Below are 23699 nucleotides of genomic sequence, written 5' to 3'. Positions count from 1 at the left end.
ATGGACATCTTGAGGGTGCAGGAGCGTCACATATCTTTCAATTGCCTCGACAATTTGTTAGCGAGGTTTTTTTCCAGCTCTACTTTAATATAAGTACCATCTAACCGGTGCTGATGTGCGAGCATGCGACCGTGGTCGAAAATCCAGGACACCCACTCCGTCTTGTCAAACGGAATTGTCACTTCCACAGTGACACGTCGAGCCGAGAGGGCCTGTTGGATGGCATGTTGCAATGCATCCATGTTCTCACCGGTAAGTGCCGAGACGGCGACCGTATTTGTTTGACGGAACGGATGCGGATAATCGCTACCGGCCATTTGATCCCACTTGTTGTACACGAGAAGCATTGGTTTGTTCGCGGCTCCTATTTCGTCCAACACGGATTGCACCGTTTCCATCTGTTCGTCTCGTTTCGGATGCCCGGCATCGACGACGTGTAACAACAAGTCCGCTTCCTTCACTTCTTCCAGTGTGGAACGAAATGCAGCGACTAAAAAAGTCGGTAACTTGTGAATGAAACCGACTGTGTCAACGAGAAGAAAGGGCTCTCCGTTGGGAGGGTCCACTCTTCTCGTCGTTGCGTCGAACGTGGCAAAGAGACGATTTTCGGCTAACACGTCGGACCCCGCCAATGCCCGGTGCAAGGTCGATTTACCGGCATTCGTGTAGCCGGTGAGAGCGACCACCGGCAGCGGTTGGCTGGCGCGACTCTGCCTTAACCTGGCCCGGTGCGCCTTTACCTCTAACAACTCTTTTTTGACGTTTGCGATGCGATTGCGAATTTTGCGCCGGTCGACTTCCAACTTGGTTTCTCCCGGACCTCTCGTGCCAATCCCGCCCCCGAGGCGCGAAAGATCCACTCCTCTCCCTGTCATGCGAGGCAACATATAGTTTAATTGCGCGAGCTCGACTTGCAGCTTCGCTTCACGGGAACGGGCGCGAAGGGCAAAAATGTCTAAAATGACAGCCGTACGGTCGATGACGACACATTGAACGATTGCTTCCAAATTGCGTTGCTGAACCGGTGACAGTTCTCCGTCAAAGACGATGAGATCGACCTCCGCTTCCTGTGCGATCTGATGAAGTTCTTCTGCTTTACCGCGACCGATATAAGTGGCACTGTCCGGTCTGTTCAGTTTTTGAATATCGCGCCCGACAACCGTGCCTCCAGCTGTATCAATGAGGCGCGCCAGTTCGTCAAGTGATTCACTGGCGCTCCAACCTGTCGCCGGAGATTTCGTTTCCAACCCGACCAAGAACGTCCGCTGTCTGTCTTTTTGCTGCGCCAATCTGTTTCCTCCTGGCTGTTGTGATTACTGAACAAGGTCATCGATCACGTTCGGTATCGCTCGACCTTCCTTCCAATCAGTATATCACGATCATGCAATAAGTTGTGTAAGCGATCAACATCTTTAAGGGAGCCTGAGTAGCAGTAATAAAGTCAGAAGTCGCAGACCTACACTTGCGGATCATTCCCATTCCGCTAGCAATGTTTCAGCATCGGACTTGAGAACGATGTACGCCACATTAGATATTAAGCCATTGTCTTTCTGGTGATGGATTAAAGATAGAAATCCTTTCAAGTGCTTGATCACTTTTTCGGACTCTTTTTGTTGTGCGAAGTGATCGACAGCTGTCATGTGTCGCTTTAAAGAATGGGTCGCATTTCGATCGTATATCAACCCTTCTTTCCCCAAAAGATGAACCCCTTTTCGAATAGATTCCGGGCTCACTTTTGGAGCGAATGGATGATGAACTTTTTTTCCGAAAAATCCGGGTAAGGGCTGCTCACTGTCCTCTGCCTTCACACTTCCTACAGTGTCGTCATATGACAAGCTCAATCTTTCATTTGCTCGCGCTTCGCGAGCCAAATTGAGTGTTAGACGGTGGTTCTCACTACTCAATTTGTAATTAACAGATGTTATCATGATCGGTCCTTCTGTTCCAAGTAAGAAAAAGCCGTTGGCATAATCCAAGTCGATCGCTTGATCAAATGTCAAAGTCAATCGATCAGGTGCATCTTCTGCAATCTCCATAGACGCGACTTTCGGGGCACCGTCCTCCGAAGGTTCACGATCAAACTGCAGTTGATCGACGGCTAGAGTCAAAGCGCCAAAGGCTGTATCCAACTGCTGTTGCGATGCATCAGGGTCAGCCAACATCACCTCTGTCTCTTCAAGCACCCTTTGTAAAGTAGCCCAGCTTTCTGCCGTGTAGGCTTCCTCCGGCAAAGATTCAACCCGATCTATTTTCGCCTGCAAGGGACCTTTCAGCGGGCCTTCTGGCGGAAGTTTTTCCTGAATCGCAATATAGTTGAGTTCGCTGAAATTTTCCCCTTTGGCGATTCGGATTGTATTCAACCCTCTCCTAAGTTGGACATCGATGTCCATATCCGTAAAGTTGCCCCAACCCGTCTGCGGATACTGCACTTCGAAAGTCTCTCCTTGGTTCACCGTCACTTGGTGGCTGGCATGCGGCATGCCGTGCGCATAATTAATCGTCATTTTATATACGCCCGAATACGGAGCATAAACGTATGGAAACTCTACATAACTATCTTCAAAATCAATGTAGCCCACATGTTTGCCGCAAGAAACATTTCGACTGTAGCTTATGACTTTCGCGTTGTGGACAATCGCATCCTGGGCCTCGTATCGGCCGGGAATGCAGTCGACTAGTATTTGCACTTTGGCCGGTGTGCCGAAGTCAGGCGTTCCGTCCTCATTCCACTCTATTTTTTGCACACGGGCCCCACGCTCGCCCGAACATCCCGCATCGGGACGAGAGTTCGCGTGGTAAACCATCCAATCTTCCTTTCCGTCGGGAGAAGTGGTAAAGCTATTATGACCCGGTCCGTACACATCGTTTTCCGGGTTTTTGCTAAACACAGGTTCAGGTGATTTCTCCCATGACGCAGGGTCCATTAAATCTGATGTATCCCAGGCGGTTAACAGGCCGATCGCATAATCTTCTGATTGACACCCGGTGGCAGAGTACGTCATAAATATCCGTCCATTGCGCTTTAAAATGGCTGGACCTTCATTCACTGCACCATCCACTTTCTCCCAATCGTAAGTCGGAGATGAAATGATCACCGGGTCACCACGCACGGTCCAGGGATTGATCATTTCGTCCATCCACAATTCCATGATGCCATCTGTTCGCGTCGACCAAACAAAATACCGCGTTCCGTCGTTCTCAAACGTATTCCCGTCAATCGCGAAAATATCGGGCATGTTCTCTATTTGCCCTTTGTTTACCCATGAGTCGGACATTGGATCTGACGATGTGTTCTCTAACACGTACATGTGGTGATTAGCATCCACGCCATCGTCAGCCGTGTAATACAAGTACCACTTCCCATCGATGTGATGAAGCTTGGGCGCCCAAATATTTTGGCTCCCCCATCCGTCAGCTGGCGGTGTGAATGCCCTCGTGACCTCCCCGTTCGCAATATCCGCCAACGATGCCGACTTATAAATGTCAATGCGATCCACTTGAGTAAAGGTCATATAGTAATATCCGTCGTGATACGTGACAAACGGGTCAGCCGCTCCATTCATAATCTGGTACTGAAAGACGTCTTCATTTGCGGTTACGTGAGCTGGCGTGAAGGCAAACACGAATGTGACACACAGCCAACCTCGTAGTACTTTATGAGGCTCCACACTTCTTTTCATGCGCTGCTCACTCCCGTTTACGTATAACTTAAACCGCGTGCTTCACGTCCCGTTAACGTCAATTGTCTAAACAGAATCGTTAACGCGTCTTATTTTTTCCAACGGAATTTTAGGTGTTCGATCTTCCCTCAATAATCCGTTAACTTCTTGCTGCACGTCAGTCATTTGTGTATAGCAGTAACCGGTAACGTACGGAAGTGATTGTATCGCTTCGGTGACACGGCGGTACCGGTCTAAAAATGCTTCCTCTGACTCAACTCGATTGCCGTAGCCCCAACCTTCACCGTCTTTAAAGGCAATGCCGCCGTACTCGGAAATAATGACAGGCTGCCCTTCATATTGATAGCCTTCTGCAAATGCGTACTTATGATTGTTATGCGGTATCTCATTCGTCAATATTTTATCTTGATTGCTGTAGCGATCCAGAAACGCTTCTTTATACTCTTCATAGTCATGAAGGGTCACAATGTCTGAAATTGTATGCTCCCAGCCGTCATTGACGATGACTGGCCGCATGGAGTCCAAAGATTTCGTTAAATAATAAATCGATTCTGTAAAGGCTTGTTGTTTGGCATCCGACAAAACATTAGGAATACCCCAAGATTCGTTAAATGGCACCCAAGTGACAATAGAAGGATGATTGTAGTGCTGCTGAATCACTTCTAACCACTCGTTTGTAAAATTCACGACCGCCTCATCTGAAAATTCGTAAGCCGACGCCATTTCAGACCATACGAGCAATCCTTTTTTGTCACACCAGTACAAGAAACGTTCATCTTCTATTTTTTGATGCTTGCGAACGCCGTTGAATCCCATTGCCAACGTTTTCTCAATATCCTCTAACATCGCTTCGTCAGAGGGCGGAGTCAGCAACGTATCCGGCCAATACCCTTGATCCAGCAGAAGCTTTTGATAGATCGGTCTGTTATTCAACAAGACCTGCCCATTTTTAATCGATATCTTTCTCATGCCAAAGTACGCATCCACTTCATCTTGCAGTGTGTCCTCTTTGAACAAGCGGAAAGTGACATCATACAGATGCGGATGCTCTGGAGACCAGTGCATGACTTTCCATTCATGTATTTCGGACAAAAGATTGACTTCAACATGCATATGGGGACGATCAGAGGTAAATGAAAATTGTTTCACTGGCTTTCCGTCGAAGCGAATATTGGCCTCCACTCTTAAAGGCTTGTCGTACAATCCGTTAAGTATAAAATCAAAAGCAACACTATTTTCATCTATCTTCGGTGTTATTTTGACATGTTCAATGTGTTCTTCAGGCAGAAACTCCAACCAAACTGTTTGCCAAATACCGGTGGTTTGCACATACCAACAGCCGAAGTTTTCATCTGTCCAGCGCTGCTTTCCTCTCGGCTGATGACAGCTTTGGCTGTCTTCCACTTTCACCACCAAACTGTTTGTTCGGTCATGTGTCACAGCATGTGTAATATCAAATGAAAAGGCCGCATTTCCGCCTACGTGCTCTCCTACAAAAACACCGTTCACCCAAACTTTCGTTAAATAATCTGACGCTTGAAATCTGAGTATGACTCGTTTTCCGATTTCCGTATTTGGGATCTCAAAAGTTCTGTGATACCAGACATAAGGATGAAACGACTCGTCTCCGATTCCACTCGCTTTCGTTTCATACGTAAAGGGCACTTGAATGTGTGCCGAAAAATTGGGGTTGCGATACCACTCCTCCTTTTCCCCTGCGTTTTCATCGTCGAACGAAAAATTCCAAGCACCATTCAAGTTCACCCAAGCCTGTCGGCGAAATTGCGGTCGCGGGTATTCTGTGCGGTGGTAAGTGCGTTCAGCTGACATTGATGACACTCTCCTTCTTCTTAAAAAGTGGCTGCTCTCGAATCACGGTCATCCCTTAATGCCTGTAAAACTAATGCCTCTCACGATTTGCTTCTCAAAGATTAGAAAGGCAATAATAACGGGAATGGAAGCGATGGCATTGGCGGTCATCGGCAAGACATAGGCTTGGGAGTAGGCAGAATTAAAGACTGGAAGTCCTACGGGCAACGTATACAGGGTCTCAGACAAAATCGAGATATAGGGCCATAAAAAGTTATTCCAAGAACCGATGAACGTAAAAATACCGATCGCCGACAGTGCCGGTTTTGCTAAAGGACACACAATTTTGTAATACAGCTTAAAATGCGAGCACCCATCCATCACACCGCTTTCAATCACCTCTTTAGGCACTCCATCAAAAAAACTTTTTAAAATAATGACACCCAAGGGGGACGCAATCATCGGCAAAATCAACCCCGCGTAAGTGTCTAAGAGATTGAGGCTTTTGGCAACTTCATAAAGGGGAATGATTGTCGCCTCTCCGGGCACCATCAAACCTAACAAAAAGAAGATGAAAATGAAGTTTTTGTACCGAAACTTCATTTGTGATATGGCATATGCCGCTAAAGAAGTCACAATTAACGTGAGGATTGTAGTCATAGCCGCGACGATCAAACTGTTGACTAACCAGCGTAATATGAGGCTGTCAAACAGTAGCGTGGTGTAGTTTGAAAACGTGTAGGGCGGCAAAAACCACTTTAGAGGTTGAGTGGTTACATAGCCATCTGGCTTGATCGAGACAAATAACATCCACACAATTGGAAAAATAAATAAAACAGCCATAACGAAACCGAACGCTACTTTAATTCCCAACTTCGGATCACGATTCCGCCTGAGCATAAAGTTCTTTTCCCCTACCGGACTCATTTACTGACTTTCCTCCGATCTTTGCATTCTCAGTTGAATGATGGAAAGAATCAACAAAATAAAGAACAGCGCATAGGACATCGTGGCGGCGTAACTTAGGTTACTTTGCGTGAAACCGACCTCATAAATGTATTGAATCAAAGGTCTGGTTGCGCCACCCGGTCCACCACCCGTGATTAATAGGATTTGTGCAAAAACTTTGTACGAAGCTAAAATTTGAAGTAGTAGGATCACCTTTCCAATCGGAATGAGATGTGGCAACGTGATATGTCGAAACATGTCCGAACGACTTGCGCCGTCAATTTCACTTGCCTCATACAACGTTTCTGGTATTTCTTGCAAAGCAGCAAGAAATAAAACCATATTAAAACCAACCGTCCACCACAACGTCACAACGACAATCGTGACCCAAGCAAGCGTCTCATCAGCCATCCAAAACGGCTCTAAGTCAATCCCGATCGCGTGAATGAAAGTGTTTACAAATCCGTTGTACGGCTGAAGCATAAAGATCGCCAAAAACGAAATGACTGAAACAGACAATATGCTCGGAAGAAAAAACGCCCCGCGAAAAAACGTTTTCAGCTTCGTTTGCATATTAGCGATTAATGCCAATACCAAAGCTAAAATCACCATCGTGGGCGTCGTTAAGATAACGAAAAGCGTCGTATTCCAGAGGGTATGCCAAAAGTGAGAATCAGCAAACATTTTTTGATAATTTTCAAACCCGACAAATTCCATTTTACGCACCAAAGTCCAATCGTATAAGCTCATTTCAAGCCCTTTAAATATGGGAAAAATGGTAAAGATGACGTATGCGACAAAGAATGGCAACAGAAAAGGAATAGGTTTTATATCTTGTAATACCTTCTTCATATCACTGCCCTCCTTCGCGAAGAAACATGAATGCCCCTCAAACAAAGAGACGGACCCTGATAACGTTCAGCGCTGGTCAGACCTAATATGTGTTGTCTCTGGACGTTTTAGTTGCCAATTAGTTCGGTGACCTCCTGTTCAATTGTCGCAAAAGCCTCTTCTGCAGTGACTTTGTTAGACCAGACCAGATCCAGATTACGAATGACAATCTCCTGAACGCCTCGTGCATAAATCGTGCGATCTGCAAAATTGACGTAATTCGCAACTTCTGCATATTCACTTCGATAAGGCATTTCATTAAACTCTTCTGACTTAACGACTGTATCTTTGGCCGGTATGTGACCTGCTTCAGCCCACATCAGGCCGTTTTCTGTTGCGAAGTTCATGAATTCGACGGCGGCTCGCTGTTTTTCTTCGTCAGCGTCCGCATAATAAGGCAATATAAACGTATGGGAATTGGCCCAGGCGCCCTCACGCTCGTACATGTTAGGAAAGGGCATGGCCGTGAAATCAAGGCCTTCTGTCCTTTCCCATATACCTGTCGCCCATACGCCGGTACTCATTACGGCTGCCTGACCAGATTGGAAATCCGAATAAAAATCAGCTAGATTTAACGGAACGACTTCATGTTTGTGGTAAAGGTCTTTAATGTAATTCGCTGCCTTGATGGCTTTTTCTTCATCCAGAACATAATCCGGATTTTCAAGGTCCTCCGAGAGCAAGTGTTCACCGCCCATTTGCGTATAAAGTGCCCACCATATTCGGTAAGGATCTTCTCCAGCACTTGAAAAGGCAAAAGCCATCTTATCTTCTGGTAATTCTTCCTTCAAAGTCGTTAAAAACTTGACAAATCCTTCTGGGCTCTCTTCCATTTCCACTGAACCGTCATCACTCAGAAGGCCTGCATCTCTGACAAGATCATTGTTGATGTACATGATTTGGGGATGTGTGTCGATGGGAACGGCGTAATGTTTGCCGTCATAAACTGTTACATCTAAAACATTTTGATTGAAGTCAGCAAAGTCCATACCGCTTTTTGACGCGTAATCGTCTAATTCCATTAATAACCCTTGGTTAACTAGTTCGGGTAAGACATGCGAATGGGCAATGGCTAAATCCGGCCCTTTGCCAGCGGCGACACTTGTCAGTAACTTTGTATAGTATTCATCAAATTCTTGCATCACGTTATTAACAAAAAATTCCGATTGACTTTCGTTAAACTTATCGACGATGGCCTGCATGTATTCGGCGTCACCACCGCCAAACAGATTCCACATCACGACTTCGGTAGCACCTTCAGGTATCTCAACATCTTCTTCACTACCTGCTCCTGGAGAAACACTACCCGAACACGCAGACAATACGAAAACTAATGATACGACTCCCACAAGTAAATGAAACCACCTGCTCATTATCGCTTCTCCTTTGTCCCAGCTCACAAAATTTTTTCATATGCGTTTTGACATACATCAAGACTGGATTAATGCACATTTTATGTGATTCATCTGACAATTATGTTTATCATTTCCTTGTATACAGCAAAGGCCATTTATTACATCGTGCATGTAATAAATGGCCTTCACCGCGTTTTTCAACTAGTGTAATGTAAACTGACTTCCCATCTACCGCCACTTTTGAATCAAAGCTACAGCGTCGGCGTAAAGCACGTTGTACGCCTTGTCGGAAATCAATGCATCTTCGTTCTGTCGGATAAGCAGAGATTTAAAGTTTTCCATGTGTTTGACGACTTTGTCCGCTTCTCTTCGCTCCTCAAAACGCTCCACTACAGTTAATAGATTTGTCAAGGACCGGGCAGCCTCACTGTTCTTGAACTCCCCCTCTTTTTTGAACTGCTCGACACGTGCTCTAATGTCAGTAGCACTGGGGGGAGGTACGTCATCGGGTTCATCTTCAGGGGAGAGAACAATCGTATACTGTCCGTCCTCGGTTACGTATCCGTAAATCATTCTCTCCGTCGAATAGGGAGCGGCAAAATTCCCGTTTTTATCCAACGCAATGACGCCCCCTGTTCCGCCGAGGGGAAGAAGCTTCTCTTCTATAACTGTTCTCGCCGCTTCCTCCACGGGCAAACCTTTGTATTGCACTAATGCGGAAATGTCCACAGCTGCCGTACCGCGGATGAACACTTCCCCTTTGCCCGTAGCTGACACGGCGACGCTGTCGTTGTTGGCATACATCCCCGCCCCGACGATCGGCGAATCTCCAATCCTACCCCGGTGTTTGTTTGTTAGGCCGCCCGTCGACGTTGCTGCCGCCAGATTTCCTGACCGGTCACTCGCCACTGCACCGACAGTCCCAAAAGCTTCCGCATCATTTTCCTTCTCTTTCGATCGCATCAGTTCGTCCCAACGTTCCTGCGTATAGTAATAATCTTGAGTGACCATTTCCACACCGTGTTCCATCCCAAACCAATCGGCAGAATCTCCACTCAACAACACATGGGGAGACTCCTCCATAATGGTTCGGGCCAAAGTAATCGGGTTTTTGGCGTGTTTCGAGCCAGCAACCGCGCCTGCTTCCAAATTCTCCCCATTCATGATGGACGCATCCAGTTCGTGAGCCGCATCGTCGTTGAAAACAGCCCCTTTACCGGCGTTAAATAAAGGCGAATCCTCTAACACCCTCACTGCTGCTTCTACTGCATCGACACTGCTCCCCCCTGAATCGAGAATCTTTTTCCCAGTTTCTAAAGCGGCGCGAACTTCCTTTTGATACGCTTCCCGTTGATCTTCTGCAATACTTCCTCCACCTGCACCGCCATGTACGGCTAATACGACGTTGCCTTTATGTTTCGTGGCATCTGCTGTGTCAGGCACACTGCTGACAGCAATCAACGAAAACAACAAAACGACCACAAACGCGCAAACGCTCCAACGCTTCAAAGCGGCTTGACCCATTATAATGCCTCCTTGTTTTTTTAATATATTAACTTTATTTTATATTAAAATTGAAAAGTTTATCAATTTATTTCATATAATTATAATATTAAGCGTACTATAATAAAGGGGACTAAGTTTTGTATCCTTCCCCTCCTTGACATCCTCCCCCCTCCCTCTATATACTGGTGCTAGAAAGAGAATCATTATACTTATATTTATTCTGTTTACAAACGTGAGAGGTTCTTAGCTTAACCCTCTATAAAAAACTAAGGACATCATGTAAATAAATCGAGTAGGAGGGGCGGCTAGCCTCCGTCCTCTCACACCACCTAGCATGCGGGTCCGCACTAGGCGGTTCCAAAAGGTTGACGAAGTTCCATATAACGAGAAAGCATACTCTTCAGCCCTTTCGCTTCCCAGTAGGAAGTCGGAAGGGCATTGTTTGTGTTCCGGGACATTTCCCATGGTCCTCGGCGGGAATTGGCCATCATGAAGCAGGCCCATTCTGGTACGCCAAGGGCCCTAAGTTCACGAAGACGGGTTCTGACCCGTTTCCATTGTTTCCATAGGCACATCCTCAGTCTGCGCCGAATCCATTGGTCGAATCTTTCACAGTGCGTCTTCATCGATGCCAGTCGAAAGTACCTGACCCAACCGATGATGTAGCGGTTGAGCCGTTTAATTCGCTCTTCCATGGAGATCGCCCGTGAACGACTCGTCATCTCACGTATTCTATCTTTGAATCGGGAGATGGTCTTCGGGGCTAACCGAATCGTTGCTTGTTTGTCCGGCAGAAAACTGAACCCTAGGAATTTCCGGTTCCAGGGGCGGTCTACCGCACTTTTGTCTCGGTTCACTTTCAGTTTCAGCTTTCCCTCTACAAAGCGAATCACCGATTCCATGACGCGTTCCCCTGCGCGCTTGCTAGCGACAAAGATGTTACAATCGTCCGCATAACGTGCGAATTGCAACCCGCGTTTCTTTCGTTCTTTGTCCAGGTCGTCCAACAAGATGTTGGCCAGAAGCGGACTCAGCGGTCCGCCTTGCGGCGTCCCTTCCTCTGTCCGTTGGCATACTCCGTTGACCATGACTCCGGCGTTGAGGTACACCCGGATGAGTTTCAGGTCTCGCTTGTCCTTCTCCCTTCTTGCTACCCTCGCCATGAGCATGTCGTGGTTTACTCGGTCAAAGCACTTCTCTAAGTCCAAGTCCACAACCCATCTGTATCCACTCTGGATATAGCGCTGGGCTTGAAGGACCGCATCATGGGCTCGCTTCCCTGGTCGGAAGCCGTAGCTGTCCCATGAGAAGTGAGCATCGAAGATCGGATGCATCACTTGCAGCAGGGCTTGCTGGAGGAGCCGGTCCATCGCGGTCGGGATCCCTAGAAGCCTCACGCCGCCTCCAGGTTTGGGGATTTCCACCCGTTTGACTGGCGCGGGTTTGTAGGTTCCCGCTAGGAGCTCTGCTTTCACCTGTGCCCAGTGTGTGTTCAGGTAAGCCTGCAGTTCAGCTACCGTTACTCCGTCCACTCCGGGCGCTCCTCCGTTTCGGACCACTCGCTTGTTATGCGAGCAAGAGATTTTCTCTCTCAAGCATCCTGTCCAGCAAGTCGTTATGGTCTTCGCGAGAGGAAGGGGCGACTTGTGCCGGAGAAGAGCTCGGCGCTCCAACATACCCTCGCGGCTTCACCGCTGCTCTCTGTTGGCAGCTCCCTTGCGGGATATTCTGCTGTCTGCGCTCTTCTCTCGAACGCATCGGTTTCCTCTCTCCTTTCGGTTCGGCCCTTCCGCTTTCCGGCGCCCCGTACTTGCGTACTATGGCCTCTGCTGACTCCTGCGGATTCAGCGCAGCCTCTCGACTGCGGTTACGATGTTACTTCGCGTGTTCCGCAGGCCTCCCCAGATAAGAGCGTCATCTTTCCGCCCGCGATCACTGGAGTTTACAGGATGAGCCCTTGGCGGCTTTGGATTTCGTTGTGTTCTGGCAACTCATCCAACTAATCCTGCCTCAAATCCAGTTCGTGTACCTTGACCCGTGCGTTTGTCTCCGGCTTCCTTCAGATTCCGCCTCGCGACGGACACCCTTGCCTTTGACTACGGTAGGCGCTCGCCAGCCCCCGTTCGGGACTTTCACCCTATAGATGACGCCCATGCTGGGCGTACCGAGAAGAAAACCATGTGCCTTAGGCCATGGTTTTTTATTTTAACGCGAAAGGATCCAGACCGAGACTATTTTGTCCCGAGTTTACCACATTGTGTCCTAAAACCGGGCAGCCGGACTTCGCGACAATCTACATCAGTTATAGCCCCGACAAAAAAAGGTTGAGAGCCAATCGCTCTATTTGTAGGATTGCTTCTAGTCTCGAACATCTTGGGCGTCCGTCAAACATTGTACCTCAGGTACGTGTCCCGGAATACGTCCACGTATTCCGGGTTTTCTCCACAATAAAAACCGCCTCCTTTTTCGACTGTGTATCGATCAAGAGGCGGTTTGCTTGCTCTTATCACTTCGTTGCAAAAATTTTGGGCCGCCGCTTCTGCTGCGGACAAGTCAGCGAGATACGCAATCGCCCTATAACGGTGACTTAGGTCGTGTTTGGTGGAGCTGAGCGGGCTCGAACCGCCGACCTCTTCGTTGCGAACGAAGCGCTCTCCCAACTGAGCTACAGCCCCTAAATACCTAGCCCTATCTGAAATTATACCGTGATTTTACTATTGTTACAAGGGATGATAGAAAAACTGTATAGACAAAAACATCGAAATTCATACAAATTGCCTGATAGTTCTGTCATATACCTTTACGTATAATTGAGTCAATTAAAGAATAAATAGTAATTGACGTAATCTTAAAAAGGAGGTCATGAAGTGACAGACCGTAAGGGCAGATTGCTAGCCGTCCTGATGTTTTCTCTCATCCTCTTGATCGGACTAACGGCCTGTGGCACGGCTGACACATCTGATGCAGAAGGATCTGGCAGCGGTGGCACAGGGAATGCCGAATCCTCCGCTAGCGGAGACGGCGATAACGGGCTAAAAGATACGTACGTCGTGGCCAGTGACACGTCGTTCGTACCGTTTGAGTTTAAGGAAAACGGTGAGTACGTCGGGTTTGATATTGATCTTATCAACGCCATCGCAGATGAAGTCGGGTTTGACATCGATTTGAAAACGACGAACTTTGACGGCATTATACCTGGATTGCAAACCGGTTCATTTGATATGGCCATCGCCGGAATCAGTATAAAAGAAGACCGGAAGCAAAAAGTTGATTTCAGCGATCCGTACTACGAATCCGGTCTCCGTATCGGCGTGCCCATTGACAACGACACGATCAACGGAATTAAAGATCTCGAAGGAAAGACGATTGCGACGCGCCTCGGTTCGACGAGTTCTGACTTCATAAAGGAGAACATTGAAGGCGCCATCCCGAACGAGTATGAACAACTGGACCAAGCCTACTTAGCAGTCGAAAACGGCAGTGCCGATGCCATTCTGTACGACGCTCCCAACGTTGCCTACTACATTCAAACGAAAGGGAAAGACACCCTGAAAATGGTTGGAGACTTGTACCAGGCTGAAAACTACGGCATAACCTTTGCTAAAGGTCAGGGAGAGCTCGTGGAAAAAGTGAACGACGCACTGGCTACACTAAAGGAAAACGGCACGTACGACGAAATTTACGAAAAATGGTTCGGCGAAACGCCGAATTAACAAAAACGGGAAAACAATCGGCATAGAGGGTGTAACCTTCAACATGTTACACCCTCTTTACGTGAGAGGTGAAACAATGGTTGGGAGATTTAACTGGGTTGGCGTGACAGAATTCTTCCCAGAGCTGATGACAGGTCTGTACTACACCCTCATCATCTCGGTGGTCGGACTGCTGTTCGGATACGTCCTGGGCGCTGTGTTCGGTCTGGGTCGGATCTCAACAAACAAACTGTTGTACGGCATCGCAACGGTTTACGTCGAAGTAATTCGCGGAACCCCCATTTTAGTCCAAGCCATTTGGATCTATTTCGCACTTCCCCTAATTATCCAGTACACATTAGACCCTGTCGTCGCCGGGATCATTGTCATCGCGATCAACTCCGGCGCGTACATCGCTGAAATTGTCCGTGGAGCGGTCCAGTCGATCGAAAAAGGGCAGATGGAAGCCGGGCGTTCGCTCGGTTTGAGCCATGGACAAACGATGCGCTACATTATTTGGCCCCAGGCCTTTAAGCGCATGATTCCGCCCATGGGCAATCAATTTATTATCAGTATCAAAGATACGTCTCTCTTATCCGTCATCCTCGTCCCGGAACTCATCTTTCAAGGTCGTCTCATCGTCGCCAATCACTTTAACGCCGTCGAAATTTACACCACGGTCGCAGCGTTTTATCTCGCCATTACCTTAAGCCTGTCGATAGCCTTGCGCAGGTTGGAAAAGAGGTTGGATAACGCATGATTCAAGTTCGCAACCTACACAAAAGTTTCGGTCAGTCAGAAGTTTTAAAAGGGATTGACTGCGACGTTCAAAAGTCAGAAGTCGTCTGTGTCATCGGCCCGAGCGGTTCTGGAAAGAGTACGTTTCTGCGCTGTTTGAACATGCTGGAGGAGATAACGAGCGGAGATGTCGTCGTCGACGGACACAATTTACGCGATCCGCAAACGGACATCAACTTGTTGCGCACTGAAGTGGGCATGGTGTTCCAGCAGTTTAACTTGTTTCCCCATAAATCGGTCATCGAGAACATTATGCTGGCACCACTTAAAGTGCGAAAAGTCAGCCGAGAGGACGCCCGTGTACGCGCCTTAGCGCTGTTGGAAAAAGTAGGATTAAGGGACAAGGCGGACAGTTATCCTCGGCAGTTGTCCGGTGGACAGCAGCAACGCGTCGCCATCGCCCGAGCGCTTGCGATGGAACCGAAAGTGATGTTGTTTGATGAACCGACCTCCGCTTTGGACCCTGAACTCGTCGGAGAAGTCCTGGGGGTCATGAAGCAATTGGCCCTTGAAGGGATGACGATGGTCGTCGTCACCCATGAGATGGGATTTGCGCGGGAAGTGGCCGACCGGGTGATGTTTATGGACGAAGGGGTCATCGTAGAAGAAGGAGAGCCGGAGCGCATTTTTACAGAACCGCAATCGGAGCGCACAAAAGCTTTCTTAGATAAAGTGTTGTAACCGGAATAGCCCACGTTAAAATCGGTGGGCGATTTACCCTTCTTTAACTTCCACAACCATAATGCGCGTTCCGTTGACAGATTCGACCTTGACTTTAGATCCCTTCTTTAACCAGGTACCGTTCGTAACAGCACTGTATGTTTTACCGCCAACTTCAATCGTGCCAGAGGGGCGCATATCCGTTAGTGTTCGCCCTTTTTGTCCGACGAGCGATTGATACGTTACGTTTATAGAAGAGTAACCGGCTTCGCTCGTAAATCGGTCACGTAACGTCAGTTTTTCCCAAATATCTCTTTTCGGCAAGAAGCGAAACGACAGCAAACTCGACAACAAACCGAGGATTAACGCACACGCCACTCCTGTCCCCAGCAGGAAATCATTCGTCGGCATCACTAGCCCGACGAGCATGAGCAGGACACCAATGGCTGCCATCGTCCCATCCTGCACGAATTTCCCATCGACAATCATCATCGTGAGACCAACCACAAACAACCCCACCATCCACAGTGACAAGTGTTCGACGGCGGCTGTAAAGTACAACACCATCGAAACTAATCCGAGCAATCCGGCGATGCCTCGCGCTTTTACAAAAAATTCAGTCGCGATTAACGCCATGCCAACGTAAACAAGCAATAAGATAACAGCGGTAGAGTCAAGTAGTGCACTGAACACTCCCATCACCTCCCGTTTAAAAGGGGTGTTCAAGATGAACAATCCGTTCTCTTTTTCCTGATCACTATAGCAGTAAACCGAAAATATGTATGCGTTCGGTTTCGGTCTGCGTTTCCGCGTGCACCGAATTCAATCATAACAAGCTGCCGCTTTGACAGCTTTCCAACTCCTTGAAAGATTTCGTCATCGCCCACGCCAGAAGCTCGTTCCCGTACGGTGTATCCGGTTTGGAAAGACAGAGTCAAAAGGGCCTTCCCAACGGTCTTCTTCCTCGTCCTCCATATCGAATCCGTCTACGAATGTGGCATCTACACGCGGATCTCGCTGATCTTCATATCCGGTACTCTCCATGAGGAAATTCCCCCTTGCCTATAAAGTCCATAAATGGTTTAAGGATAGTATTTCCCGGGGAATGGTCGTTAAACGTGTGAGCCTCCCCCCTTTCCTCGCATGTAAGGAGGGGAGAGGGGAGGGGAGCAGGAGGGAGGAGTCCCGTTTCAGCTCAAATTACTTGGCCAATTCATAAATCGCTTCGGCGTAAATCGCCATCGCTCTCTTCATGTTTTCCACATTAAAATACTCATCTTTCTGGTGCGCGGTCTCTTCTTCCCCCGGGAAGAGAGGACCGAAAGCGACACCGGTGTCGAGGGCGCGGCCGTACGTTCCACCGCCGATGGCCAGCAATGTCGCTTCTTCTCCGGTGTGGGCTTCGTACACTCGTTGCAAAGTTTTCACCAATTCGTGATCGTGTTTGACATAGTGCGGTTTTTGGTCAATCACGTTCGGGGCGACTGTGTAACCAAACGCTTGTGCCGCCGCCTTCAGCTTGCCCATAATTTCGGACGTACCGGCCTTCACCGGGTAGCGGATGTTCACTCCTAATTTCGCTTGTCCGTCCTGCACGTAGCTGAACGTCCCGACATTGACGGTTAATTTTCCGTTTATGTCGTCTTCGATATCGATGCCTAACTTCTCGCCGAAAAAGCTGTCCACAAAGTAGTCATGGATAAGCCGGATCAGTTGCCTTCCCCGTTCGTCCAGGTCTAGCGCATGGAGAAAACGCGCCAGTTCCAGACCTGCGTTCAACCCTTTGTGCGGCTCCATGCCGTGGTGAGAGATTCCCTCCAATACGAGCCGCACGCCGTCGTTTTGCTCTTCGGCGTAACCGCGAATACGGCGCTTCATCAAGTACGACTGGAACTGTTCCTTGACGGCGAACACATCTCCGTCACCTGTCAGCACGGCTTCCGCCTTGTCCGCCACCATATTTTCGCGGTTTCCGGCTTGAAACGACGCTAACGTCCAACCGGATTCACGCTGCGCCGACAGGGTCCCGACATCTTGTACGAGGTGGCAAATGAGTATTCCCTTCTCAGCCGTAATAATCGGAAACTCGGCATCCGGCGCAAATCCCATGAGCGGCATCGGCTGTTCGGCAAAGTATCGCCGCAATCCGACCCAGTCTCCGCTCTCTTCATCGGTGCCAAAAATAATTCTCACCCGCCTTCTCAGCGGTAACCCGAGCTCTTTGATGATCTTCAAGGCAAACACGGCCGCCATCGTCGGGCCTTTGTCGTCGATGGCTCCGCGGGCGTACAACTTCCCGTCCCTGAGCTCCGGTTTGAACGGGTCCCACGTCCACCCGTCTCCGGCAGGCACTACATCGACGTGGCACAATACGCCAATGATCTCCTCTCCTGTACCGTACTCGGCGTGAGCGGCATACCCGCCGACATTGTGTGTCGTAAAGCCAATTTCTTCGCAATAGTTCAATATGTACTCCAGCGCGTCGGCAACCGGCTGGCCGAAAGGCGCTCCGTCTTTCACACTCGTTTCGTCGTGTACGCTGGGGATGCTCAAAAATTCCTTCACTTTTTCCAAGTAAGTGTCGTACTGTTTCTCCACTTCATTTCTCCATTGAACGGACACGTGAATCTTCCCTCCTTCATTTTAAAGTCATGTGCAGTCATTCGATGGTGCTTTGTGTGCTTTTGCCAAGATGTCTGCCACTTTATCATGAATATGGCCGTTTGTTGCCAAAATATGACTTACACTTAAATCGTACGGACGCCCCGCCGTATCGGTTACCCGTCCACCTGCTTCCTCGACGAGCAGTACGCCTGCTGCGACATCCCACGCATTGACATCCCATTCCCAATACCCGCTCACACGGCCTGCCGCTACGTGCGCCAGTTGCAGTGCTGCTGATCCTGCAATGCGGACATTGCGCACTCGCGGTCTCAAGGCAAATAAACCCGCTCCCTTATGAGACTCAGACGGAAAGCCGCTGGACATAAGACACTCGGACAGTTTTTCATCTCTCGAAACTCGCATGCGTTCACCGTTTACGGTCGCACCCTTGCCCTTTTCCGCTATAAACCATTCCTCCCTCATCGGGTCGTAAACGATGCCGAGTGTGACTTCGCCCATTTCCGCCAGTGCGATTGAGACACAAAAGAATGGAAACCCGTGTACGAAGTTCGTCGTCCCGTCAATCGGGTCGACAATCCACAAGTGTTCCGCATCCCGCATCTCAGCTAAAGCGTCGGACGATGCAGCTGGGCCGGGTTCCACCCCTTCTTCGCCGAGAATGTCGTGATCGGGAAAAGACTGTAAGATGTGTCGGCGAATAATCTCCTCGGATCGCTTGTCAATGTCCGTGACGAGATCACTTTCGGACGTTTTAAACGCCACTTTTTTCACGCGGTGGGCGTTTTCCCGAATCAATGCTCCGGCTTCTCGGGCAGCGGCAATGGCAACATCGCGTTTCCTCTTTGCTTCCATTCTGCTCTGTGCATCCTTTCATCCATTACTCCGTCTTATTTAACTATAGCAAATAACACATCTTAACAAAATTCCTGTCGTTCATCCTTTTTTTAATGTTATAATGACCGTATTCTTTTTTGGGTTCATCGGAAGAAGGAGGGGCTCTCCTTGGAGAACCACGTATCCTTAACATCGCTCATGATCGTCGTGACCATATCTTTTCTCGTCCCGATTATGATCAACCGTCTGCGCTGGACATTCGTCCCGGTCGTCGTGGCTGAAATCGTGGCTGGAATTGTCGTTGGGAAAACCGGTCTGAACCTCGTGGCAGACGATGCCACGCTGCAGCTGTTGTCTACGCTCGGGTTGATTTACCTTCTGTTTTTAAGCGGTCTAGAAGTCGACTTTGGCATGCTCACATCGAAGCAAAGACAAGGAAATGTGAATCCGTTGAAGATCGCCGTCGCTGTGTTTGTGTTAATCCTCGCCGTATCGGCGATGTTCGGCATGTGGATGGTGCCCCTCGGTCTAACGGACCAGCCGTACTTAATGGCGATCATCATCGCAACCATTTCACTCAGCATCGTGATGCCAGTCCTGAAGGAAAACCATATGACCAGCACTCCTTACGGTCAGACTGTTCTATTAATCGCCGTCATTTCCGATTTCGTGACGATGATTTTACTCGCCGTGTTTGTCTCCCTGTCCACGGACACAGGCTCCCACCCGCTCCTCATATTCACTCTGTTTTTGGCTTTCTTCATGACGTACCACATCTTGAAGCCTCTCTCGAAAGTAGAGTGGTTTCAAAAACTGTCCAAAGGCACTGTGCAAATCGGGACACGCGGCGCTTTCACCCTCATTTTGTTCTTCGTCGCGCTGTCGGAATCAGTCGGGGCGGAAAACATTCTGGGCGCGTTTCTGGCTGGTGCGATTTTGTCGTTGCTCGCACCGAAACCGGAACTCGTACACAAACTCGACTCGTTCGGGTACGGTTTTTTAATTCCGATTTTCATGGTCATGGTCGGAGTGAACCTCGATCTACGGGCGTTATTCAGCGATCCGTCAGTGCTCCTGCTCGTCCCTTATCTCCTTGTCGCCCTGTACGCCGCCAAAATCGTTCCCTCCCTCATGTTGCGAAAATGGTTTTCGTGGCGGGAAACCCTTTCGTCGGGAGTCCTCCTGTCGTCAACGCTGAGTCTCGTCATCGCGGCGGCAACTGTCGCGTTGGAGTTGGATTTAATCGAGCGAAACGTCCACGACGCCTTTATTCTCGTCGCCGTGCTCACATGCGTCATCTCCCCGATCCTGTTTAACCGGATGAAGCCAGACGTGCCAGAGGAGCTACCGCCCAAAATATCGATCGTCGGGGTGAACGGGTCCACCATTCCGGTGGGACTGGAATTAAAAAAAGAAGGCTACCGGGTGACGATGTACTCCCGTTCCCAACCGAAGCTCACGCCCCAAGCGGTTCAGGAAGAAGTCAAGTTCCCGATGGTCGAGCTGGATCAGATGGAACTGTCCGAACTCGAGAAGCACAACGCCTTTGACACGGACGTGCTCGTTCTGGCAACGGGCACAGACGAGTTTAACCGCGCCGTTGCCCAGTACGCCAAGGAACAAGACGACCGGCTCCGCGTCATCGTTCTCACCGACGACCCGTCCATTCAGGACGAACTGACAGAGCAAGGGATTACGGCCTTCTCCAGTCTGTTCGCCACCCACACCCTGTTAAAAGGGTTGATCGTATTCCCGGCATCTGTGCGGCTGTTGACGCAAAAAGGGGATTCTATCCAAGAAATTACTGTGAACAACGAGCGTTACAACGAGCTGTTGCTGCGCCATCTCCCGTTCCTCGGCGATGCGCTCGTCCTACGCATTTACCGAGGGGAAGATTCGGTCATTCCCCACGGAGACACACAGATTAAGAGCGGTGACCGGCTGCTCGTCTCCGGAAGTCCGGAACACATCCAACAAATGCGGAAGGAATTGGAGTAGCTGTCAGGCGGAGCTGCGGATGTGTTACAATAAACGTATACTGTTTTGTGAGGTGTTAGGTTTGCGTCTGGCAGATGCCTTAGAAGAATTAAGGGCCATCCTGTTCACGGGGAAATCGCGCCGTTCCCTTCCGCCTCTGACGCAACCGGAATACGTGAAACGGTTCGAAGGGCGCATCGAACGGAACCCGAAAGCGGAATGGCACGCGTTGCACCAGTATGCACAGCCGATCATACCGCTTTATCGAAAACAGCTTGAAGAAAAGCGCAGGGTGGAATCGTATTTTCACGGAAAACCAGCTGACACTCTCGATGACGACGACCAGACAGTTTTAGAGAAGCTGTACGAAGAGATCATGGAGATGGAAACAGAGGAGGAATGGCAAGCATGGGTCAGACATTGGGTCCAACGAGTGAACGGCCGGCCGTGAACCTCTCACAACTCGCGGCGTTAAAGCTCAAAATGATCCTGTTGGACGAACCGGACGCGGAACGGTTGTGTTACCGCGTGGTTCCCGTGACAAGCGGGTGCGGCAGTACGGCGTTCCAGCTCACCCTGACTGAAAAACGGGACGGGGACCACATCGTCTGGATAAAAGACATCCCGTTCAGTTACACCAAGGACGACCTTCCACTTTTAGATGGCCTTGCGATCGATCTAAACCGTCAAAGCGGGAAACTCGAATTCATCCACCGGTCGTACCAACCGGACCACACTGCATGCTGTTCAAACAGGTGACGAACAGTGGGCGACTCCGCAGTGCGTGACAGCTCGCATCCTTTGGTCAACCATGACAACTTAACCCCTCACGCCCCGACCCTCTTTAGCTATCGTCCTCCTGTGGCTTGGTCGTCTGCTGTCCAAACGGCAAGTGTCCGATGGGGTGCGTTCATCACTCTGTTTACCCTTGGCGTTCATGAGCCAATCTTGAGCGTAGGGTGATGTAAATCGACCCCGCGGCCTTCCCTCGGGGAAGCATGCCGTTTCTGGGAAAGAGCCGATGACTTACTACTGCTTGACTTCTAATCCGCCGTCCGCCGTTCTCTGATAGCAACCTCACCCACCAATTCTTTCAGTTTTGCATCGTGTATGGCGATCGTCAAGTCGTAAAAATCAATCGGCTGGCGGTCGTACTGTTCCAGATGCGCAAGGTACTCTTGCACATCCCCCTTCACCTTCCCCAAGTCAATCCCCAGACTGTCGTCGGGAAACGGTCTCAGCTTTGCCAAAGCCGAGCGAAATAACTTCACAGCACCGTTTACGTTGTCGTTTCGGAAATGATGCAAGGCGACGGCAACTTGCAGCAAACCTTGGTACAGCGGGTGTCGCCCTTCTTCCAGCCACAGGTCCTCCAGCACTTCGTGACATTCGTAGTAATCCCGCTTCTTGTTAAACAAATAAAGAAATTCAACGTACAAATGCGGGTATTCATCCGGCAGCGGCCATCTCATGCGCCAACCTCCAACCGCCCATTTTCTCTTATCATACCAAAAGAAAGCGGCAAGTTAACACGTGTCCGCAAATACGATACAATGAACACGTCGATCAGCTTAAAGCGTTGGGAAAGGAGTGAGAAAGCGTGAATTTGAAAGAAGCCACTTACGAAAACATGGCTTTTATGCTCAACGATCTGAAAAAGCGGTTAAGGATGGTAAACGTTTCTCTGATTGACCCCGAGGACTTTCGCCTGGACGATTACGCAGAAGTGCGGGACATTTACGAAATGGTGGTGAGCCGTCCACAATTGACCACGATGCAATTAGAAGGGGTATTGACAGAACTCGGTGAACTGAGAAAAAGAAAATAGGCTTATTCGGCGAACATTCATTTTTTTGATTTACAGGTTTGGGGGACCGCTTTTCTGCTCAAGCGGTCCTGTTTTACCATTTGACAACAACAGAAAAAAAAGGTATATCATATACGTATCGAAATATTATGTAGTTGAAAAGCCCCATAATAACATACCACATTATAAGCTGGTTGTCAACAGGCTTTGATTTAGAAAAAGAGCAGCGGTATGATGTCTAGACCCTAATTTAAAGTTAATGACTTTTTTACTGGTGGTGTTGTTAAAAATGGCCATACTCAACCAAGCCCACCCTACCTGTATACCATTTATTACCAGAAATCAGGAACTGGTGGACGTAAAACGCAAATATGTTTATGCCTGTTGTTGGCTCCCTCCTTGGGGTTCGTAAAGTCGATTGGTCTTCAGCAGATAAAAGACCAATCGCACCAGTTTACGGGCTGTAAGCGCAAGGGCACGTTTCTCGGCAAATTCCTTCGGCTCCGCTTTTTTTTTCGCATAGTACTCAGCAAAAACAGGGTCGTACACCCGGACACTGTTTGCCGCTTCGATCAGGTAGTACTTGAGATAGCGGTTGCCGGAACGAATGAGCCGGGTTCGGTTTGCTGTAAATTTCCCAGACTGGTTTTCGGTCCAGGCCAGGCCGCCATACTTCGCCAATTCTTTATGGCTTTTAAACTGGTTGATGTCCACTTCAGCCAGAATGCCGGAGGCGAGGATGGGACCGATACCCGGAACCGAATCCAAGGTCTGGGGAATGGTTTCGAGATGATCCTTAATCGCCTTTTTCAGAGATTTGAGTTGTTCCTGCACCGTACGGATGACGCGGATGCTGGAAGCCATGGCCAGATTCACGGAGTCTGCCATGGACTGAGGCAAACGGTACGAAGAACGGGCTGCCTTTTGTAACGCACGGGCAACGCTTCCGGATCATCAAAGCGGTTCTTGCCGCGCAGGACAAGGAAGTCCATTAGCTTGTCCAAAGACATATCGGCCAAGGCTTCTACCGATTCAAGTTCCTCCATGACGGCCAGCGAGGTAGCTGAAACTGGTTTCTGCGAAACGGTCCAGTGAGGCAAAAGTCGCTGAACTTTAG

21 protein-coding genes, 1 tRNA gene, 2 pseudogenes and 1 riboswitch are annotated in these 23699 nt (G+C 49.1%); of the genes and pseudogenes, 8 read left to right on the top strand and 16 right to left on the bottom strand.

The annotated features are described in order from the left end of the window. Window positions 1–26: 26 nt before the first annotated feature. From hflX to ltrA, 8 genes and pseudogenes are all read right to left on the bottom strand, one after another. Window positions 27–1289 carry a GTPase HflX gene (gene hflX / locus B0W44_RS03370; protein WP_077718773.1) on the bottom strand — a complete coding sequence of 421 codons (1263 nt, stop codon included), beginning with the start codon at window positions 1287–1289 and terminating at the stop codon, window positions 27–29. Between the two features lie 180 nt (window positions 1290–1469). Further along, a complete protein-coding gene (locus B0W44_RS03365) occupies window positions 1470–3680 on the bottom strand; it encodes a family 43 glycosylhydrolase (RefSeq protein ID WP_077718772.1) in 2211 nt (736 codons plus the stop codon). Between the two features lie 66 nt (window positions 3681–3746). Next, window positions 3747–5510, bottom strand: coding sequence for a glycoside hydrolase family 2 protein (locus B0W44_RS03360; protein WP_077718771.1), 1764 nt, complete (start codon window positions 5508–5510; stop codon window positions 3747–3749). A gap of 48 nt (window positions 5511–5558) precedes the next feature. Beyond that, window positions 5559–6416: a carbohydrate ABC transporter permease gene (locus tag B0W44_RS03355; protein WP_077718770.1), complete on the bottom strand. Its 858-nt coding sequence runs from the start codon at window positions 6414–6416 to the stop codon at window positions 5559–5561. Continuing rightward, the gene (locus B0W44_RS03350; RefSeq protein ID WP_077718769.1) at window positions 6417–7289 is read right to left on the bottom strand and encodes a carbohydrate ABC transporter permease; all 873 of its coding nucleotides are present in this window, start codon (window positions 7287–7289) and stop codon (window positions 6417–6419) included. Between the two features lie 107 nt (window positions 7290–7396). Further along, a complete protein-coding gene (locus B0W44_RS03345) occupies window positions 7397–8701 on the bottom strand; it encodes an ABC transporter substrate-binding protein (protein WP_077718768.1) in 1305 nt (434 codons plus the stop codon). Window positions 8702–8911: 210 nt separating this feature from the next. Then, the gene (locus tag B0W44_RS03340; RefSeq protein ID WP_077718767.1) at window positions 8912–10207 is read right to left on the bottom strand and encodes an isoaspartyl peptidase/L-asparaginase family protein; all 1296 of its coding nucleotides are present in this window, start codon (window positions 10205–10207) and stop codon (window positions 8912–8914) included. Window positions 10208–10419: 212 nt separating this feature from the next. Beyond that, a riboswitch (PreQ1 riboswitch) is annotated at window positions 10420–10465 on the top strand. Between the two features lie 71 nt (window positions 10466–10536). Then, window positions 10537–11947 (bottom strand): annotated as a pseudogene (gene ltrA, locus B0W44_RS03335) (group II intron reverse transcriptase/maturase). A gap of 479 nt (window positions 11948–12426) precedes the next feature. Between ltrA and B0W44_RS03330 the strand changes: the two are divergent. After that, window positions 12427–12511, top strand: a pseudogene (locus B0W44_RS03330) (preQ(1) synthase); the annotation flags it as partial. A gap of 277 nt (window positions 12512–12788) precedes the next feature. Here B0W44_RS03330 and B0W44_RS03325 read toward each other — a convergent pair. Beyond that, a tRNA-Ala gene (locus tag B0W44_RS03325) sits at window positions 12789–12864 on the bottom strand. Between the two features lie 192 nt (window positions 12865–13056). Here B0W44_RS03325 and B0W44_RS03320 point away from each other — a divergent pair. The 3 genes from B0W44_RS03320 to B0W44_RS03310 all read left to right on the top strand — a co-directional run bounded on the left by B0W44_RS03320 (window position 13057) and on the right by B0W44_RS03310 (window position 15360). Further along, a complete protein-coding gene (locus B0W44_RS03320; RefSeq protein ID WP_228441463.1) occupies window positions 13057–13902 on the top strand; it encodes a glutamine ABC transporter substrate-binding protein in 846 nt (281 codons plus the stop codon). A 76-nt stretch (window positions 13903–13978) separates the two neighbouring features. Further along, the gene (locus B0W44_RS03315) at window positions 13979–14641 is read left to right on the top strand and encodes an amino acid ABC transporter permease (RefSeq protein WP_077718766.1); all 663 of its coding nucleotides are present in this window, start codon (window positions 13979–13981) and stop codon (window positions 14639–14641) included. Continuing rightward, window positions 14638–15360: an amino acid ABC transporter ATP-binding protein gene (locus B0W44_RS03310; RefSeq protein WP_077718765.1), complete on the top strand. Its 723-nt coding sequence runs from the start codon at window positions 14638–14640 to the stop codon at window positions 15358–15360. Before B0W44_RS03315 ends, B0W44_RS03310 begins: the two co-directional genes overlap by 4 nt. 33 nt (window positions 15361–15393) lie before the next feature. Here B0W44_RS03310 and B0W44_RS03305 read toward each other — a convergent pair whose 3' ends face one another. The 4 genes from B0W44_RS03305 to B0W44_RS03295 all read right to left on the bottom strand — a co-directional run bounded on the left by B0W44_RS03305 (window position 15394) and on the right by B0W44_RS03295 (window position 18816). Then, complete coding sequence (locus tag B0W44_RS03305) at window positions 15394–16032, bottom strand: NfeD family protein (RefSeq protein WP_169835398.1); 639 nt, start codon at window positions 16030–16032, stop codon at window positions 15394–15396. Between the two features lie 183 nt (window positions 16033–16215). After that, window positions 16216–16383: a hypothetical protein gene (locus B0W44_RS18000; protein ID WP_169835397.1), complete on the bottom strand. Its 168-nt coding sequence runs from the start codon at window positions 16381–16383 to the stop codon at window positions 16216–16218. A 156-nt stretch (window positions 16384–16539) separates the two neighbouring features. Beyond that, entirely contained in the window at window positions 16540–17967 is a 1428-nt protein-coding gene (pepV, locus tag B0W44_RS03300) for a dipeptidase PepV (RefSeq protein ID WP_418304085.1), read from the bottom strand. A 21-nt stretch (window positions 17968–17988) separates the two neighbouring features. After that, complete coding sequence (locus tag B0W44_RS03295) at window positions 17989–18816, bottom strand: inositol monophosphatase family protein (RefSeq protein WP_077718762.1); 828 nt, start codon at window positions 18814–18816, stop codon at window positions 17989–17991. 150 nt (window positions 18817–18966) lie between these two features. Here B0W44_RS03295 and B0W44_RS03290 point away from each other — a divergent pair, with 150 nt between their 5' ends. Genes B0W44_RS03290 through B0W44_RS03280 form a run of 3 tightly spaced genes read left to right on the top strand, consistent with a single transcriptional unit; the run spans window position 18967 to window position 21534 of the window. Further along, window positions 18967–20796: a monovalent cation:proton antiporter family protein gene (locus tag B0W44_RS03290; protein WP_077718761.1), complete on the top strand. Its 1830-nt coding sequence runs from the start codon at window positions 18967–18969 to the stop codon at window positions 20794–20796. A gap of 19 nt (window positions 20797–20815) precedes the next feature. Beyond that, entirely contained in the window at window positions 20816–21226 is a 411-nt protein-coding gene (locus B0W44_RS03285; RefSeq protein ID WP_077718760.1) for a hypothetical protein, read from the top strand. Next, on the top strand, window positions 21184–21534 hold the full coding sequence (locus B0W44_RS03280) for a hypothetical protein (protein ID WP_077718759.1): 351 nt from the start codon (window positions 21184–21186) through the stop codon (window positions 21532–21534). The genes B0W44_RS03285 and B0W44_RS03280 overlap by 43 nt, the downstream gene beginning before the upstream one ends. 284 nt (window positions 21535–21818) lie before the next feature. Here the strand turns inward: B0W44_RS03280 and B0W44_RS03275 are convergent, their stop codons facing one another. Next, a complete protein-coding gene (locus B0W44_RS03275) occupies window positions 21819–22247 on the bottom strand; it encodes a DUF309 domain-containing protein (protein ID WP_077718758.1) in 429 nt (142 codons plus the stop codon). Between the two features lie 128 nt (window positions 22248–22375). Here B0W44_RS03275 and B0W44_RS03270 point away from each other — a divergent pair, with 128 nt between their 5' ends. After that, on the top strand, window positions 22376–22603 hold the full coding sequence (locus B0W44_RS03270; protein ID WP_077718757.1) for a DUF1128 domain-containing protein: 228 nt from the start codon (window positions 22376–22378) through the stop codon (window positions 22601–22603). Between the two features lie 354 nt (window positions 22604–22957). On the opposite strand, the gene B0W44_RS18440 is transcribed toward B0W44_RS03270, so the two are convergent. Both B0W44_RS18440 and B0W44_RS18435 read right to left on the bottom strand, forming a co-directional pair. Then, window positions 22958–23470: a transposase gene (locus tag B0W44_RS18440; RefSeq protein WP_077718756.1), complete on the bottom strand. Its 513-nt coding sequence runs from the start codon at window positions 23468–23470 to the stop codon at window positions 22958–22960. Beyond that, on the bottom strand, window positions 23455–23628 hold the full coding sequence (locus B0W44_RS18435; RefSeq protein WP_228441460.1) for a hypothetical protein: 174 nt from the start codon (window positions 23626–23628) through the stop codon (window positions 23455–23457). Before B0W44_RS18435 ends, B0W44_RS18440 begins: the two co-directional genes overlap by 16 nt. Window positions 23629–23699 lie beyond the last annotated feature (71 nt).

Source organism: Novibacillus thermophilus, assembly GCF_002005165.1.
In the GTDB taxonomy this organism is placed as follows: Bacteria; Bacillota; Bacilli; order Thermoactinomycetales; family Novibacillaceae; genus Novibacillus; species Novibacillus thermophilus.
Note: the sequence above shows the minus strand (reverse complement) of the source record. Positions and strands in the feature narration are given on the sequence as shown.

What these genes read in the sequence shown, in the direction of transcription:
- B0W44_RS03365 (WP_077718772.1), bottom strand. Translation starts at nt 3,680, where the DNA reads ATGAAAAGAAGTGTGGAGCCTCATAAAGTACTACGAGGTTGGCTGTGT.
- B0W44_RS03360 (WP_077718771.1), bottom strand. Translation starts at nt 5,510, where the DNA reads ATGTCAGCTGAACGCACTTACCACCGCACAGAATACCCGCGACCGCAA.
- B0W44_RS03295 (WP_077718762.1), bottom strand. Translation starts at nt 18,816, where the DNA reads ATGGAAGCAAAGAGGAAACGCGATGTTGCCATTGCCGCTGCCCGAGAA.
- B0W44_RS03340 (WP_077718767.1), bottom strand. Translation starts at nt 10,207, where the DNA reads ATGGGTCAAGCCGCTTTGAAGCGTTGGAGCGTTTGCGCGTTTGTGGTC.
- B0W44_RS03350 (WP_077718769.1), bottom strand. Translation starts at nt 7,289, where the DNA reads ATGAAGAAGGTATTACAAGATATAAAACCTATTCCTTTTCTGTTGCCA.
- B0W44_RS18000 (WP_169835397.1), bottom strand. Translation starts at nt 16,383, where the DNA reads ATGGAGAGTACCGGATATGAAGATCAGCGAGATCCGCGTGTAGATGCC.
- B0W44_RS03355 (WP_077718770.1), bottom strand. Translation starts at nt 6,416, where the DNA reads ATGAGTCCGGTAGGGGAAAAGAACTTTATGCTCAGGCGGAATCGTGAT.
- B0W44_RS03280 (WP_077718759.1), top strand. Translation starts at nt 21,184, where the DNA reads ATGGGTCAGACATTGGGTCCAACGAGTGAACGGCCGGCCGTGAACCTC.
- B0W44_RS03315 (WP_077718766.1), top strand. Translation starts at nt 13,979, where the DNA reads ATGGTTGGGAGATTTAACTGGGTTGGCGTGACAGAATTCTTCCCAGAG.
- B0W44_RS03285 (WP_077718760.1), top strand. Translation starts at nt 20,816, where the DNA reads ATGTGTTACAATAAACGTATACTGTTTTGTGAGGTGTTAGGTTTGCGT.
- B0W44_RS03310 (WP_077718765.1), top strand. Translation starts at nt 14,638, where the DNA reads ATGATTCAAGTTCGCAACCTACACAAAAGTTTCGGTCAGTCAGAAGTT.
- B0W44_RS03275 (WP_077718758.1), bottom strand. Translation starts at nt 22,247, where the DNA reads ATGAGATGGCCGCTGCCGGATGAATACCCGCATTTGTACGTTGAATTT.
- B0W44_RS18440 (WP_077718756.1), bottom strand. Translation starts at nt 23,470, where the DNA reads ATGGCAGACTCCGTGAATCTGGCCATGGCTTCCAGCATCCGCGTCATC.
- B0W44_RS18435 (WP_228441460.1), bottom strand. Translation starts at nt 23,628, where the DNA reads ATGGAGGAACTTGAATCGGTAGAAGCCTTGGCCGATATGTCTTTGGAC.
- B0W44_RS03345 (WP_077718768.1), bottom strand. Translation starts at nt 8,701, where the DNA reads ATGAGCAGGTGGTTTCATTTACTTGTGGGAGTCGTATCATTAGTTTTC.